At 65.4% G+C, this 14,930-nt stretch carries 18 protein-coding genes; 17 read left to right on the forward strand and 1 reads right to left on the reverse strand.

Annotated elements, in window-relative coordinates; genetic code table 11:
• Positions 1–12 precede the first annotated feature (12 nt).
• The 16 genes from ACIQ51_RS00350 to ACIQ51_RS00425 all read left to right on the forward strand — a co-directional run bounded on the left by ACIQ51_RS00350 (position 13) and on the right by ACIQ51_RS00425 (position 13,396).
• Positions 13–837, forward strand: coding sequence for a flagellar biosynthetic protein FliR (locus tag ACIQ51_RS00350; RefSeq protein WP_396203003.1), 825 nt, complete (start codon positions 13–15; stop codon positions 835–837).
• Between the two features lie 6 nt (positions 838–843).
• Positions 844–1,941 carry a flagellar biosynthesis protein FlhB gene (locus ACIQ51_RS00355; protein ID WP_396203004.1) on the forward strand — a complete coding sequence of 366 codons (1,098 nt, stop codon included), beginning with the start codon at positions 844–846 and terminating at the stop codon, positions 1,939–1,941.
• 10 nt (positions 1,942–1,951) lie between these two features.
• Positions 1,952–4,048 carry a flagellar biosynthesis protein FlhA gene (gene flhA, locus ACIQ51_RS00360; RefSeq protein ID WP_396203005.1) on the forward strand — a complete coding sequence of 699 codons (2,097 nt, stop codon included), beginning with the start codon at positions 1,952–1,954 and terminating at the stop codon, positions 4,046–4,048.
• Entirely contained in the window at positions 4,041–4,907 is an 867-nt protein-coding gene (locus tag ACIQ51_RS00365) for a hypothetical protein (protein ID WP_396203006.1), read from the forward strand. Before flhA ends, ACIQ51_RS00365 begins: the two co-directional genes overlap by 8 nt.
• 5 nt (positions 4,908–4,912) lie before the next feature.
• Positions 4,913–5,773, forward strand: coding sequence for a MinD/ParA family protein (locus ACIQ51_RS00370; RefSeq protein WP_396203007.1), 861 nt, complete (start codon positions 4,913–4,915; stop codon positions 5,771–5,773).
• A 2-nt stretch (positions 5,774–5,775) separates the two neighbouring features.
• The gene (locus tag ACIQ51_RS00375) at positions 5,776–6,567 is read left to right on the forward strand and encodes a sigma-70 family RNA polymerase sigma factor (protein WP_396203008.1); all 792 of its coding nucleotides are present in this window, start codon (positions 5,776–5,778) and stop codon (positions 6,565–6,567) included.
• A 5-nt stretch (positions 6,568–6,572) separates the two neighbouring features.
• Positions 6,573–6,875 carry a hypothetical protein gene (locus ACIQ51_RS00380; RefSeq protein WP_396203009.1) on the forward strand — a complete coding sequence of 101 codons (303 nt, stop codon included), beginning with the start codon at positions 6,573–6,575 and terminating at the stop codon, positions 6,873–6,875.
• Positions 6,876–7,089: 214 nt separating this feature from the next.
• Positions 7,090–7,794 carry a flagellar hook-basal body protein gene (locus tag ACIQ51_RS00385; RefSeq protein ID WP_396203010.1) on the forward strand — a complete coding sequence of 235 codons (705 nt, stop codon included), beginning with the start codon at positions 7,090–7,092 and terminating at the stop codon, positions 7,792–7,794.
• 19 nt (positions 7,795–7,813) lie between these two features.
• Positions 7,814–8,602 carry a flagellar basal-body rod protein FlgG gene (flgG, locus tag ACIQ51_RS00390; RefSeq protein WP_396203011.1) on the forward strand — a complete coding sequence of 263 codons (789 nt, stop codon included), beginning with the start codon at positions 7,814–7,816 and terminating at the stop codon, positions 8,600–8,602.
• A gap of 10 nt (positions 8,603–8,612) precedes the next feature.
• Positions 8,613–9,101, forward strand: a complete 489-nt coding sequence (gene flgA / locus ACIQ51_RS00395; protein WP_396203012.1) for a flagellar basal body P-ring formation chaperone FlgA — start codon at positions 8,613–8,615, stop codon at positions 9,099–9,101.
• 7 nt (positions 9,102–9,108) lie between these two features.
• Positions 9,109–9,732 (forward strand): flagellar basal body L-ring protein FlgH, encoded by a 624-nt coding sequence (locus tag ACIQ51_RS00400; protein WP_396203013.1) that lies wholly within the window; start codon positions 9,109–9,111, stop codon positions 9,730–9,732.
• Positions 9,729–10,775: a flagellar basal body P-ring protein FlgI gene (locus tag ACIQ51_RS00405; protein WP_396203014.1), complete on the forward strand. Its 1,047-nt coding sequence runs from the start codon at positions 9,729–9,731 to the stop codon at positions 10,773–10,775. Before ACIQ51_RS00400 ends, ACIQ51_RS00405 begins: the two co-directional genes overlap by 4 nt.
• Positions 10,772–11,131, forward strand: coding sequence for a rod-binding protein (locus tag ACIQ51_RS00410; protein WP_396203015.1), 360 nt, complete (start codon positions 10,772–10,774; stop codon positions 11,129–11,131). The genes ACIQ51_RS00405 and ACIQ51_RS00410 overlap by 4 nt, the downstream gene beginning before the upstream one ends.
• Complete coding sequence (flgN, locus tag ACIQ51_RS00415; protein ID WP_396203016.1) at positions 11,131–11,676, forward strand: flagellar export chaperone FlgN; 546 nt, start codon at positions 11,131–11,133, stop codon at positions 11,674–11,676. Before ACIQ51_RS00410 ends, flgN begins: the two co-directional genes overlap by 1 nt.
• A 2-nt stretch (positions 11,677–11,678) precedes the next feature.
• The gene (gene flgK / locus ACIQ51_RS00420; RefSeq protein WP_396203017.1) at positions 11,679–13,127 is read left to right on the forward strand and encodes a flagellar hook-associated protein FlgK; all 1,449 of its coding nucleotides are present in this window, start codon (positions 11,679–11,681) and stop codon (positions 13,125–13,127) included.
• Positions 13,128–13,129: 2 nt separating this feature from the next.
• The gene (locus ACIQ51_RS00425) at positions 13,130–13,396 is read left to right on the forward strand and encodes a carbon storage regulator (RefSeq protein ID WP_396203018.1); all 267 of its coding nucleotides are present in this window, start codon (positions 13,130–13,132) and stop codon (positions 13,394–13,396) included.
• Positions 13,397–13,398: 2 nt separating this feature from the next.
• On the opposite strand, the gene ACIQ51_RS00430 is transcribed toward ACIQ51_RS00425, so the two are convergent.
• The gene (locus tag ACIQ51_RS00430) at positions 13,399–14,049 is read right to left on the reverse strand and encodes a hypothetical protein (protein ID WP_396203019.1); all 651 of its coding nucleotides are present in this window, start codon (positions 14,047–14,049) and stop codon (positions 13,399–13,401) included.
• Positions 14,050–14,070: 21 nt separating this feature from the next.
• On the opposite strand from ACIQ51_RS00430, the gene motA reads away from it, so the two are divergent.
• Positions 14,071–14,928, forward strand: a complete 858-nt coding sequence (gene motA, locus ACIQ51_RS00435) for a flagellar motor stator protein MotA (protein WP_396203020.1) — start codon at positions 14,071–14,073, stop codon at positions 14,926–14,928.
• The last annotated feature ends 2 nt before the right edge of the window (positions 14,929–14,930 follow it).

The raw sequence follows: 14,930 nt of genomic DNA on the forward strand, positions 1-14,930 counted from the left end.
CGGTTCGCTCGCGTGAACGCGCCCGCCTTCGGTTTCCCCGACTTCTTGGCTCCCGGTATTCCGCAGGCCTTCGTACTGACGGCGCTCCGTGTGGGCGGACTGGTGCTCGTGGCGCCCGCGTGGTCGGCCAGAACGGTTCCCATGAAGCTCCGTACCTCGCTGCTCGTGATCTTCGCGGTCCTGCTCCTTCCCAGTGCGCTCGATACCGCTGATCCCGGCACGCTCGCGATCACCCCGGCCACTTTTCTGGCCGAAACCGTCGTCGGCTTCGCCCTGGGCTTCGCGGCCGCCCTCACCGTAGCGGGCGCGGAATTCGCCGGCGAACTCGCCACCACCACGATTGGTTTGTCGGGCGCGGCGATTTTCGATCCCGTCAACAACACGCAGGTCGCCATCCTCGCGTCCTTCATGCAGATCATGACGGTGACCCTGCTGCTTATTGCGGGTGGCCACATCGTGATGCTGCAGGCGGTCGCGCGCAGCTTCGTCGCCATGCCCCTCGGTGCACCGGTCGCAATGGACCGCGGCCTCCTGTCGCTCGTGAAGGCCAGCGCCACCATCTTCGGCAGCGGGCTGCAGTTTGCCGCCCCCGTAATTGCGGCGATCCTGCTCACGAACCTCGCGCTCGCGATCCTCGGCCGTGCTGCCCCGCAGCTCCAGATCATGAGCCTCGCCTTCCCGTTACAAATCGGGATCGGGCTGCTCGCCTTTGCCGGCGCGTTGGGCCTCGTCGTGCAGGCACTCGGTGGATGGTCGGAGCAGTACGGCACCACCATGGACGGGTTTGTGCGGGCGGCCCATGTGGCCCCGGCGCCGGCGACGGAGGCGCTGCGATAACGCCCCATGGCCGATAACGACTCCGGCGAAAAGACCGAAGACCCAACAGGCAAGAAACTCGAGGATGCCCGCGAAGAAGGACAGATCGCGAAAAGCCCCGAGTTCGTCACGGCCGCGCTTCTTCTCGGATCGCTGGCGGTCTTCTCGGTCACAGGCCCCATCCTGTGGCGCTTCCTGCTCGAGACCATGCGCGGCACCCTCGCCACGGCCTCCGATGCATCCCACGACGGCACCGGAATGATCAGCTATCTCCAAGTCATGGGCTTTCGCATGCTCATCGCGATGATCGGCATGGTGTGCGCGATGGCCGTGATTTCCATGGGAGTGCAGGCGGCGCAGACGGGCGGGTTGCTCACGAGCAAGCCGCTCATGCCCAAGTTCTCCCGCCTGAATCCGCTCAACAACGTCAAGCGCATCATCGGCGTGCAGGGGTGGATCGAGCTGGGGAAGGGACTGCTCAAGATGGGGATCGTGAGCTACGCGGTGTACGTCACGCTCGCTGATGCCTGGCCCGACATCCAGGAACTGGCACTCAATTCGTCGCCCGTCGCGCTTATGGAGCTCGTGGACCAGTATAGCTACGCGCTCCTCAAGAACACCGGCGTAATGTTCCTCGTCCTCGCTGCGGCCGACTACGGCTGGATGCGCTGGAAGACGTTCGCGGACCTCAAGATGACCAAGCAGGAAGTGAAGGAGGAGATGAAGTCGCAGGAAGGCAACGCCGAGGTGAAGGGCCGCCGACGTCAGATCAGCCGGGAGCGCATCCGCCGCGCGATGTTCGCCAACGTGAACACCGCCGATGTGGTGCTCGTCAACCCCACCCACATCGCGATTGCTATCAAGTATGACCCGGCTGTCGCCGCCGCGCCGTACATCGTTGCGCTCGGGGAACGCAAGGTGGCAGAGCGCATCAAGGCGCTCGCCTTCGCCCACGGCGTTCCTGTGATCGAGAATCGGCCCCTCGCCCGTGCCCTCATCAAGGTCGCCAAGGTGGGAACGCTGATTCCGGTCGAGATGTATCTCGCCGTCGCCGAGGTGCTCGCCTTCGTACTGCGTCAGCGTGAGAAGTACGGCAATGCCTGGCGCGGAACCGTCGCGGCGTGAGTCTCCATCCATGACGAGCGCCGCACTCTCCGTGGGGTCGGACACCGCCAAGCCACGTATCGCCGACATTGCCATCGCGCTTGTGGTGGTGGTGATCCTCGCGCTCATCATCGTGCCACTGCCGCCGGTGATGCTCGACCTCTTCCTCGCGGCCAGCATCGGCTCGTCCCTCGTGGTGCTGCTCGTCGCACTTTACACCACGAATCCGCTCGAATTCAGCAGCTTCCCAGCGCTGATCCTGCTTCTCACCCTCTTCCGTATCGGGCTCAACGTCTCCTCGACACGCCTAATCCTCACCGAAGCGCATGCAGGCGCGGTCATTGAGGCGTTTGGCCAGTTCGTCATCGGAGGCAATTACGTCGTTGGCGTGGTCATCTTCCTGATCCTGATCGGCATCAACTTCATCGTCATTACCAAGGGGGCAGGACGTATCGCGGAAGTCGCGGCGCGCTTCACACTCGATGCGATGCCCGGCAAGCAGATGGCGATCGATGCCGACCTGTCGGCAGGCCTGATCGACGAAAAGGAAGCCCGCGTGCGACGTGACGAGATTGCGCGCACCGCCGACTTCTACGGCGCCATGGACGGTGCGTCCAAGTACGTGAAGGGTGACGCAATCCTCGGCATTCTGGTGGTGGTGATCAACATCGTTGGTGGCGTCTTCATCGGCGTCATCCAGCGCGGCATGGACATCGGCAAGGCGGCGAGTACGTACACGATCCTCACCGTCGGCGACGGCATCGTGTCGCAAGTGCCGGCGCTCATCATCTCGACTGCCGCCGGCATCATGGTTACCGCGGCCACCAGCACCGACAAGATCGGCACGGTACTGAGCCGCCAGCTCGGCAGCCAGCCCCGGGTCATGTGGATTGCCTCCGGGGTACTCGGCGCATTTGCACTCGTGCCCGGCATCCCGATGTTCCCCTTCCTGACCATGGCAGTCGGCGCGGCAGCGGTCGCACGCCTTGCCGATCGCGCGGAGCGGGAACGTGAGGCGCTGGCGCTGATCATGTCGCCCGCGGCGAGCGGCAGTGTGACGGATACCCCAGCGATCGCCGATTCGATGCAGGACCTGCTGCAGATCGATCCAATCGAGCTCGAAGTTGGCTACGCGCTCATTCCGCTCATTGACGAGAGTCAAGGCGGCGACCTCCTCGAACGCATCTCGTTGCTGCGCAAGCAAGCCGCGCTCGAACTCGGCATTCTTGTGCCGCCCATCCGCATTCGCGACGATATCCGCCTCCCCGCCAACGAGTATGTCATCAAGCTGCGCGGCGCTGAAGTTGCGCACGCCGAAGTGCTGCCTCGCTTTCTCATGGCGCTCAATACCGGCGGCGTCGTGGCGGAGATCGATGGCATGGAAACGATCGACCCATCGTTTGGGATGCCTGCCAAGTGGGTGGCTGTCGCGCGCCGCTCCGAGGCCGAGGCACTCGGTTACGTGGTGGTAGAACCCACGACGGTCGTGGCGACGCACCTTCTCGAAACCCTCAAGGGCAGTGCCGCCGAACTACTCGGTCGCCAGGAAGTGCAGGAGATGGTGGAGCGACTCAAGAGGTCGCATCCGGCCCTGGTGGAGGAAATTCTCCCTGGCAAGGTGTCGCTCAGTGTGTTGCATCGCGTGCTGCAACGCCTGCTGCGCGAGCGGATTCCCATCCGGGACCTCGTCACGATCCTCGAGGCGATCGGCGATGGCGCAGAAACCACCAAGGATCCCGAAGCGCTCACCGAAGTCGTGCGCAAGTCGCTCACCAACGTGATTGCGCGACTGTTCGCCGACCAGACGGGCACAGTGCGAGGCATCACCATCGGGGCGCGTCTCGAAGGGGCACTGCTGGGCCTCTTTTCGCCGCGCAGCGCTCAGCCGAATGTCCCGATACTCTCGCCGGAGTTGCTCGCGGCGATGCTGCGCGACCTCAACACCCTGGCCACGACGTTCGCGGTGGATGGCCGGCCACTGCCGCTCATCACACCCCCGTCGCTGCGGGTGGGCGTACGCCGTTTGATCGAGCCTGTGCTGCCCAGCCTCCCGGTGGTCTCACTCGCCGAGCTCCCCGCGCAGGTCACGCTGAGCAGCGTTACGACCTGGGAGATGCCGCATGATTGACCATGGCGCCCCCGTGCGTGCCGTGCGGCTCCGCGGCGCTGATCTGTCACACGTGGCCGACCGTGCCCGTTCGACGCTTGGCGACGACGTGATGATCCTACACACGCGCGTCGTGCGCAACGGCACCGGCTCGATGGTCGAAGTACTGGCTGCCCCAAGTGACGCCATAGACAGAGCGCGGGCCCGCCTGCAACCCGAGCCACTGCCCACCCCACTGCGCCATGCCAATGGCCGGCCGTATTGCATCGCACTCGTGGGGCCCACCGGCGCTGGCAAAACGACCACCGCCGCGAAGCTGGCAGTGCGGCGCGGCATGTTTGGTGGTGCGCGCGCCGGGCTGCTGACCATCGATACGTATCGCGTGGGCGGTATGGAGCAACTGGCCACGTACGCCGAACTTGCTGATGTACCGTTCGAGGTCGTCTACGACGCTCGTGAAATCGACGGCGCCCGGAGGCGACTTGCGCAAACGTGCGACGTGATCATCGTCGACACCCCGGGACGTAGCCCCGCGAGCGCGGAGCTCGCCGATCGATGGCGTTCGCTGCTCGATGCAATCGCCCCGGACGAAGTGCACCTCGTGCTCCCGGCGTCACTTCGGGCGGATCTTGCGGTGGACGTTGGCCGCGCCTATGCGGCTTCACGCACGCACGGCGGTGCCACGCACTTGCTTGTCTCGAAGCTGGATGAGGTCCCGCGTGAACGCGGCGTCACCGATCTGGCGCTGTCGCTCGATATGCCGACCCGCTGGATCACCGACGGCCAGGATGTACCGGCCGATATCAAGCCCGGCGTGCCGCGGCTGCTCCGCACATGTGGCCTCGCCGCCGATGCCGACCCCGATTGGATGCCGGCCTGATGCCCATGCTCGCACCATCTGCGCCCAGCACACCCACGCGCTCTCAAGCCGACGCGCTACGCGTAGGACGTGACCGGTCCGGCAGTGAAAGCACGGGCCCTGCCACGCTGCTGATGGCCAGTGGCCGCGGTGGCAGCGGCACCACGCTGGTGTCCACGCTGCTTGCCGTGTCCGCCGCTGGTAACGGGGTGCGGGTACTCCTTATCGATGCCGATGATTTGGTGGGTCCACTCGCCCTCACCCTCGGGGTGACGCCGCGCGCCAGCTGGACCGATCTGCGCGGTGGGCGCACTGCACCCGCAGACGTGGTCACGCCGGTCAGCACCACGCTCACGTTCGTTGCCGGTGGCGCCCCCTTGCGGGGCGGTGAGGCGATGACGATGAATGCGCCGGAGCGGAAAGCCTGTATGCGCCGTCTCAGTGTGCTCGCCGACGATGCCGACCTAGTAGTTGTGGACTGCGGCGCGCGGTTCGACAGTCTCCTTGCCGCGATTGCGCCACACGCGAATGAACGACTCGTAGCGATCTCCTCGGGCAGCGACCCGATCGGACTCGCCGCGACCTACGCGCTGTGCAAGGCGGTGGGGCAGCGACACAGCGCCTTCCCCGTTGACGTACTCGTCAATCATCACGATGTGCGGGAGGCCACTCGCTGCTTCGACGCGATCGACGCCGGTGCCCGTCAGTTCCTCGGACGTCCACTACGCCTGGCTGGCGCTGTTCCGACCGACTCCACGCTCGACGCTGCACTTCGCGCCGGGATGCCATTCCTCGATGCAGCCGCCGGATCGCCAGCGGCGGTTGCCGCTCACGAAATCGTGATGCGCATGCTGGCGAACCGTCCCCTCCCACGTTCCGGTGTTTGACAATGTCTTCTGCAATCATTGCTGGCGAAGGATCCGTTGCCACGAATGCGAAGCTCTGGCTGTCCTATCAAGCGGGCAATCAGACCGCCCGCGATCGGCTCCTCGAGGAGCATCTCGGGTTGGTACATCATGTCGCTCGGCAGGTGTCACGCACATTGGCGGTACGCGCCGACTTCGATGAACTCGTGAGTGCGGGTACAATCGGACTCATGGCGGCGCTTGAGGGCTTCGACGCCTCGCGTGGCCTGGCCTTCAGCACGTTCGCGGCGCCACGCATCCGGGGGGCAATTCTCGACGACCTGCGCAAGCAGGATCATGTGCCCCGCTCGATCCGCCGCAAGACGCGCGAGATTTCCGCAGCCCGTGAGTCGTACCAGCGTCGACACGGATGTGCGCCGGAAGATCGCGAGCTCGCCGAGCAGCTGGGGGTAGATCTTGAGACGTTGTGGCGTTGGCAGGCCGATACGGAGGGCGCGCACCACGTGCCGCTCGATCGCGCCGCAGGCGACCAGGATCACACGACGCCAGCGCCGGCCGAGGTGCTCACGCGCGAAACCGACAATGGCGTGGAAGAGGCCCTCACGCATGAGCAGGAAGTAGCACACCTCACGCAGGCGATTCTACGCCTCAAGGAGCAGGAGCGCGTGGTGTTGTCGCTCTACTACTTCGAAGAGCTCAAACTGCACGAAATCGCCAAGGTACTCGAGCTTACCGAGAGTCGCGTCTCGCAAATTCGGAGCAAGGCGCTCAGCCGGCTGCGCGTGGTACTCGCGCCGCTCCGCGAGCAAGACTGAGTCACGTGGCGGCGAAGGTGGGATCGAAGCAGCGCAAGGAACGCCTGCATCTCGCGGCACGTGGGATCGGTGCGACGCTCCTCGGCGTGATCATGGGGGCGTTTCTCCTGTCCCCGGCTGTGTCGCTCACGCTGCGCGTGATCGCACTGGTGGCACTCGGTGGGGTCGCGGTGCTGCGCCATTGGCTCACACCACCGAAGACCGTACGAGCCCTAGCCGCCGCCGGCGCGCCGCGGACGGAGATCGCCTGGAAAACACGGCTCCCCGTGGACGCGGTGAACATGCTGCTCGACATCGGGACGCGGTAAACCGCTCCCGACACGGCAATCCCGTCCGCTGGCCCCGCGCACCGGCATGAATTGCCGCGCCACGAGCCCGAGGGGGCCACGGGGTAGCACGCCGCGAGCGCTACGCAAAGACATGCACAGCAAGGGCTTGCATTGATGCACCCGATCGGGCCGCCGTTGGCCCGACCGTTGCTATTCCCGTGGTGAATACCTGTCTCCCTTTCCCGGCCACGACATGCCTGATCCCGTTCAGACCAACGGAATGAGCAGTGCCGCCTCAGCGCTCCAGATGCTGGAGCGCAGACAGGCCGTGCTCGCGAACAACCTCGCCAACGCCTCCACCAAGGGCTTCAAGGCTGAAATGGCCTTCTCGCGAATGATGGGTAGCGCGCTCGCTGCCACCGATACCGCGATCGATCTCACCCCCGGCACGCTCACGCAGACGCACAACCCCTTCGACGTCGCCGTCGATGGACGGGGCTTCTTCGTGGTGCAGACGCCCAACGGCGAGCGGTTCGTACGTGCCGGCAGTTTCCGCCTCGACGATCAGCGTCGCCTCGTCGACGGCAAGGGAAACGCTGTGCTGGGCGACACCGGACCGATCACGATCCCGCGAGGACAGGTCGAGATCGATGCCACCGGCATGATCGCGGTCAACGGTAAGCCACTTGCACGACTTCGCCTCGAGGGCGTCACCGACGGCACTGAGTTGCAGCATGAGGGGGGTACCATGTTCGTCCCCGATGCCACGCGCACCGCCATCGCGCTCGAGCAGCGCCAGGTGCGACAAGGGTTCCTCGAGGAATCCAACGTAAACTCGCTCATCGCCATGACGGACATGCTGAGCATCCTGCACCGCTATCAGGCTGCCCAGAAGACGCTGTCCACCCTCGACGCGGTGCGGGGCATCGCGGTGACCGATCTCGCCAAGCCCGTCTAACCGATCCCAGGTACCGACCATGAATCCCGCACTCCGCGCTGCCGCCACAGGCATGATGGCGCAGCAGACCCGCACCGAAGTCATCGCCAATAACCTTGCCAACGTGAACACCGCCGGCTTCAAGCGGAGCCGTGCGCAGTTCGAGGACTTGCTCTACCAGACCATTCAGGGGACGCAGGTGGTTGGTAATGCGGAGGCGGACACCCTCCCGGCCATTCAGGTGGGGCGCGGCACTCGACTCTCCGGGGTCCAGCGCCTGCACGAGCAGGGCCCGATCGAGCAGACCGGCCGGAACCTCGATGTTGCCATCGAGGGAGACGGATTCTTTCAGGTGCAGCTACCCAACGGCGACGCGGGATACTCACGCGATGGCAGCTTCCAGATCAGCGATCAGGGTGTGCTGGTCACCAGTGCCGGCTACACCGTGCAACCGCCCATCCGCGTGCCCGTCGACAGCGCGGAACTCACCATCTCCAGCGCGGGCGTGGTCACCGTGCGTCGCGGCAACGACATCATACCGCAGGAGATCGGCCGCCTCGAATTGGCGCGCTTCGCGAACCCCAGCGGCCTGCTGAACCTTGGCCAGAACATGCTCGCGCCCACCACGGCGAGCGGACAACCGGTCCTCGGCTTCCCCAACGACGAAGGCATGGGTCGCCTGCAACAAGGAAGCCTGGAAGGCTCCAACGTGCAGATCGTGCAGGAGATGGTGGAGATGATCGCGGCGCAGCGCGCCTACGAAATCAATTCCAAGACCATCAAGACCGCCGACGAGATGGGGCAGATCGCCAACAACATCGTGACCTGAGCCCATCGCCATGTTCAGCACGGCCCTGCACTCCCTTATGGTCGGCACCATACTGGCCTACAGCCCCGCCGTGCTGTCGGCGCAAGACGAACCGACCCCGCCGCGCAGCGACCAGCGTCGCGTGTCGCTCACCGTCGCCACCCGTGCGCTCGCCAGAGGCGACGTGCTGCAGGCCGGTGATATCGCTCAGGTGGACACGGTCATCATCTGGCGCTGGAACGGGTTCGCGCCCGACACCGTGCCCGCGCTCCCCGGTTGGGTCGCGCGTCGCTCTATTGCCGCCGGCGAAGCACTGCGCGCACCGGCCGTTTCGCCGCCGCCCCTGATCAAGAGCGGTACCAGCGTCACGGCCATCTGGCAGGACGGTCCCCTTAGGCTCGTGCTCAGTGGTGTAGCCACGAATACCGCGATCGCCGGCGCCCCCGTTGGCGTACGCATCAATCGCTCCCGCCGCCTTGATGGCGTTGCCGTCGCGCCGCACACCGTTCGCCTCCGCTGAGACAAGAATGTCACGTCAGCGTCTTCCCCTTCTCGTCGCCTCGACGCTCTTTCTGGCGCCAATCATCGTTGGCGCGCAGGCCATCACCACGGCCACGCCGCCCGCGGTCGCCCCGACTACCCCCACCGCCCCGACCCGCAGTCCGTGGGTCGCTGATCGACGTCAGTTTGGCGTCGGGGACATCATCACCGTGCTGATCGACGACTACACGATCTCCACGGCGGTCAAAGAGCATGTGGCCCAGGATACGCGCAATCGAGGCTTCGGCCTGAACGCGCGGCTTCCCAACACGTCGAAGAACGTGAACATCGATGCGCGCAGCGCTGCCGACCAAACGCAGCGGGGTCAGGCGCGGCGTGAGAACCGCTTCCAGAACGAGATGAGCGTACGCGTCGTCTCGGTGGGTGCCAATGGCCTGCTCCAGGTGAAGGGCACGAAGAAGATCGACGTGGACAAGCAGATGCAGGACATCCTCTTCACCGGCTGGGTGCGCGCGCAGGACGTGTCGGCCACCAACGCCATTGAGTCGAGTCGCGTAGCCGACCTGCAGCTGGGCTACACCTCGCCGGGCAACCTCGGCAAACCCAAGCAGGGAATCGCCAGCAAGTTGCTTGGCGTGTTGTGGCCATGACCACGTTCCGAATGGCCGCCGCCAACATCGTGTGGTTGCTGCTCATGCCCGCGGTCGCGTTCGCGCAGAACGACGTGAGAATCCGCGACGTTACCTCCACCGAGGGCGCGCTCCCGGTGCGCCTCGTGGGCTACGGCCTTGCCGTAGGGCTCGACAACACGGGCGACCGCGCGATCGGCGGACAGACCGGCGGCCCCACCGTACAAAGCGTCATCAACATCCTGCGCCGTTTCAACGTGGAAGTGCCGGCGGACCTCATGCGCATGCGCAATGTGGCGGCCGTGCTGGTGACGGCCGAAGTCTCGCCGTTTCTCCGTGCCGGTGGTCGCTTCGAGGTACAGGTCTCCAGTATGGGCGACGCGCGCTCGCTTCGCGGCGGCACGCTCTTCATGACGCCGCTCGTTGCTGATCCCGCTGGCCCGCCACTTGCCTCGGCGCAGGGCTCGCTGCTCGTGAGCCAAGGCGGCGCGACCACCCGATTCCAACCCACCCACGAAACCGCGGCGCGCATTCCCACAGGCGGCGTGCTCGAGGTCGATCTACCCCGTCCCACCATCGCCGCCACGTCGCGCCTCCTGCTCCGTGAACCCGATCTTGGCACCGCCACGAAGATCGCCACTGCCATCAACGGCACGATGGGTGACAAGACGGCGACCGTCGAGGACGAGGGGTCGGTGATCGTGATGTTTGCCGACTCAGTACAGAAGCCCGTGGCGATGGCCAAGATTCGTGAGCTGCCCATCACCGCCGAGGTGCGTCCGCGCATCATCATTGACGGTCGCGATGGGACCGTGGTGGCCGGGGGTGACCTGGTTGTGGGGGCCGCCACGGTGAGTCATGGCGCCATCACGCTCGCCATTGGCAACGTCGCCCCAAACGATACGGCCACCGTGCCGGGCAGCGTGCGCCTGCCGGCCGGCATCCCGGTGCAGCGCGTGGCCTCGGCGCTGCATGCGGTCCAGACGCCGGCCGTCGAGATCGCCGCGATCTTCGCCGCCCTGCGCGACGTGGGCGCTGTCACCGCGGAGATCATCGTCCGATGATCGACCCCATCGCCGCCCGGGGCGCGCTGGTGGCCACCGGTACGGTGCCGGTGACGGGGTCGATGCCGCCCCTAGATGCGGACGCCAACCACAAGCTCCGCGATGCGGCCCGGCAGCTCGAGGGGGTGTTCGTCCAGCAGCTGTTCAAAGCCCTGCGTGACAGCGTACCACAGCAGGACGGCATTGTTTCAGCAAACGCCGGCGAAGAGATGTTCACCGGACTACTGGATCAGCACCTCGCTGCCGAGACTCCCCTCCAATGGAATGGCGGCCTCGCCGAGGCGATCTACCGGCAGATGCGAGATCGCGCTGCGACTGAGCCGCCCCAGTCGTTCGCCAGACTCACCACCCGCTGATGCCGCCCACGTCTCTCTACGCACCCGAACCGGCCCACCGCATCGGACCGCAGTCCACGGCGCTCCTCAGTGCGCTGCAAGATGCCGTGGTCAGCGAGCACCGACTGCTGGATGACCTGATCGACCAGATGCGCCGCCAACGCGAGGCCGTCAGCCGTGATGACATCCAAGGCGTCGACGACAGCACCTTTGCCACCCACCGCATCCTCGCGACGCTGAGCCAAGCGCGCCAGCGGCGCCGGCAGCTCAACGTGCTGCTCAACGGCAGCGAAGAGATGACACTCCGCGAGATCGAACACCTGCTTGGTGACCTCGTCGACCTCCGCTTCCGCGAAGCCCGCCAGGGCCTGGAACAGGCCGTCGACGTGCTCACGCGCGAGGTGGGACGAAATCGCATGATGCTACGCGAAGCACTCACCAAAACAGACCAGCACGTACGCACGCTGGCTGGCGCGTCGATGGCACCGACCACCTACGCCACCGAAGGCCACGCAACGCCCCCGCCCGACAACCTCCGCGGCGTGCTCCTGAACCGCACGGTCTGACCATGAGCTCCGGCCTGTTCAACATTGCGCGCTCGGCGCTCCTCACGCACCAGACGGCCCTCCAAACGATTTCGCAAAACGTCGCGAACGCGGAGACACCCGGCTATTCGCGTCAGGAAGCCGTCGTATTGGCCAGCACGCCGGTGCGTCTTCCCTTCGGCAGCGTCGGCACCGGCGTCAGCGTCAGCACAATCATCCGCAAACGGGACGCCCTCCTCGACGACTCGTTCCGGTCAGCCAACACCCTTTCTGGTGATGCGACCCTGCGTCGTGATCTACTCAGCCAGATCGAGGCGGTCTTCGGTGAGCCGAGCGAATTAGGGCTGGCAAACGCGCTCGATCAATTCTGGAACTCGTGGAGTGACCTGTCCGCGTCCCCCGACGGCCTTGCGGCACGGGCCGTCGTGCAGCAGCGCGGCCGGCAGCTTGGCCAGCTGTTCAACGCGTACGACACGCAACTCACGACCATCCGTAGCCAGACCCTTGAGCGCCTCGACAACACCGTCGAGCGCATCAACGCGTTGGCGCTACAGCTGGCGGAACTCAACGTGCGCATCGTGAGCGCAGAGTCGGGCGGCAACACCGCCAACGACCTACGCGACCTGCGCGACCTTAGGCTCGACGAGCTTGCAAAGGTGGCGGGTACCCGCGTCATGGCGCAGCCTGATGGCAGTGTATCAGTCCTGATCGGCAACTCAACGCTGATCCACGGCGACACCGCCACGCCGTTGTCAGTGTGGCGGGAAACGCCCAACCCGCTCCCTGCCACCCCGCTCACAGATGTGCCAGTGCGCATCCAGCTCGGTACCGCTTCGGATCGCCTCGCGCCGATCGCCGGTGAGCTGTCAGCGATGGTCGACGTGATCAACACGGAGCTCCCCGGCACACGTGGTCGCCTCGACGCGATGGCGGTGGCGGTGGTGAACGACGTGAACACGCTCCACCGCGGTGGCTTCACGTTCTCCGGGGCCACCATTCCCGGCACGACCGCGGGGAACTTCTTCGATCCCGGAACGGTCACGGCTCCGGTCCGTGCTGCGAGCATGACGCTGCAGGCGGCCATCGTGAATGACCTCTCGAAGATTGCGGCCTCCGGCAACGTGAATGGGCCGACGGACAACGCCATCGCACAACGCATATCGTCGTTGCGATCACTTGAGGATACCGTGTCGTGGACGGCGCCGAACGGCTCGACTGAGACGGGGTCATTCTCTGGATTCTTCCGCGGTCTGGTCACGCGGCTGGGCATCCAGACAGCAACCGTCTCCGACCAAGCAACGGTGGCGGAGGGGCTCGTGACGCAAGCTGACTTCAGACGGCAGTCAGCCAGCGGCGTCAATACGGACGAAGAACTCGTGCACATGCTGCGGGTGCAGCAGTCGTATCAGGCGGCCGCAAAGATCATCAAGGTCGCGGAAGACATGCTCGACACGCTGATCAGTCTGGCCTGACGATGCTCATTCTCGGGCGTCGGGAGGGCGATTCGATTCTCGTTGGCGATGGCGTACGCATCGTGGTCGTCTCGTGCGACCGCAGCGGCGTACGCATCGGGATTGAAGCGCCCAGCTCCCTGAAGATCCTGCGCGGCGAGATCGCCGAGCAGGTGGCGAAGGAGAACCAGCGAGCGGCCTCCACGCCGCTCGGCAGCGAATGGCTCGCGGCACTCGGCACACCCGCTGCGCCGGTATTTCCGCCAACGGCGCCTGGCACCTCGGCCTGATGTCATACCATGTGCCGACGCGCAGCCTGCAGCGTGAGCAGCTGGAACGCGCAGGCATCCGGATCCGGATGCACACGCCCGTTGCTCGGTGCGACCAGCCAATCGATGGCGTGCAGATCGTCGTCTACGTCGACGTTGGCCTGCCGATACTCGGGGCGCGCCTTGAGCTCCACGTGGTCACCGTCCACACGCAGCGTCACAACGATGGCGCCGTCACCGAGGCGTGCTGCGGCGAGCAGCGCCACCGTCGAGGCGTGCGCCACCGCGCTGGGTTCAGCGCGTACCGGAAGCACGTCGCCCTGGAGTTCCAGAACGATCGAGCGGCCACGCATGGCCGGATGTTCCTCGGCCAGCCGCCGTGCCTGCTCCACCGCATCAGTGAGCAGCATAGGCTCGAGCGCCGCACCGGCACGTCGGGGCAGCTGTCGGAGCAGCTGCAGCAGTCCCTCCAGCCGGTCGGTATCGCTGCGGATGCCGTCGATGAATCGGGGATTCGGCGCGACCCGCGCGTCGAGCTCCTCCGCAGCGGCCGCGAACGTCGCCATGCGATTGCTGATCGCATGAGCCAAACCGCGCAGCAGTTCGTCATGAATGGTCAGCCATCGCTCTGCCCCAATCGGGTGCAGCGGCTCGCCGGTCCCTGAAGTTCTCACTCGAACCACGGAACGCCTCGCGTGTTCGTCATTATCGGACTCGTCATCGTGTTCGGCTCGGTCATTGGTGGCTATGTCATGCATCATGGCAAGATTGCCGTGCTTTGGCAGCCGACGGAGTTCATCATTATCGGCGGTGCCGGCCTCGGCGCACTCATCATCGGCAACCCCCCAGCGGTGCTGAAGGGGTGCATGCAGCAACTGCTGGGGCTCCTGAAGCCAAATCCGTACGGGGCCAAGGCCTATGCGGAATTGCTGCAGGTACTCTACGAGGTGTTCCAGAAGGCCCGCAAGGATGGCCTCGTAGGGCTCGAGTCGCACATCGAGGAACCCGAGAAGAGCGACATCTTCCAAAAGTCCCCGTCGTTCACCGACAATCACCATGCAGTTGCGCTCCTCTGCGATACGCTCAAGGTGCTGCTTACCGGAACGGTCGAAGACCACAATCTCGCCGACATTCTCGATGTGGACCTCGAGAAGCACCACCATGAGCAGATGCTCGTGCCGCACGCCGTCACCACCGTGGGTGATGCGATGCCGGGCTTCGGCATCGTGGCCGCTGTGCTGGGTGTGATCATCACCATGGGCTCAATCGGTGGTGCGGCCTCCGAAATCGGCGAGAAGGTGGCCGCAGCCCTTGTTGGCACGTTCATCGGCATCCTGCTGGCCTACGGCGTCTTCGGCCCGATCGCCAAGGCCATGGAGTCACGTATCCACGCCGAGCACGATTACATGCTCTGCATCCGCACCGCGCTGCTGTCCTTCGCCCGCGGTGACGCGCCGATGACGGCCGTGGAGTTCTCGCGTCGCAATATCGAACCACACGAGCGCCCGAGCTTCAGCGAACTCGAAGCGCTCACGCGGAAAAAGGCCGCGTGAGC

Source organism: Gemmatimonas sp. (genome assembly GCF_044344655.1).
Classification (GTDB): Bacteria; Gemmatimonadota; Gemmatimonadetes; order Gemmatimonadales; family Gemmatimonadaceae; genus Gemmatimonas.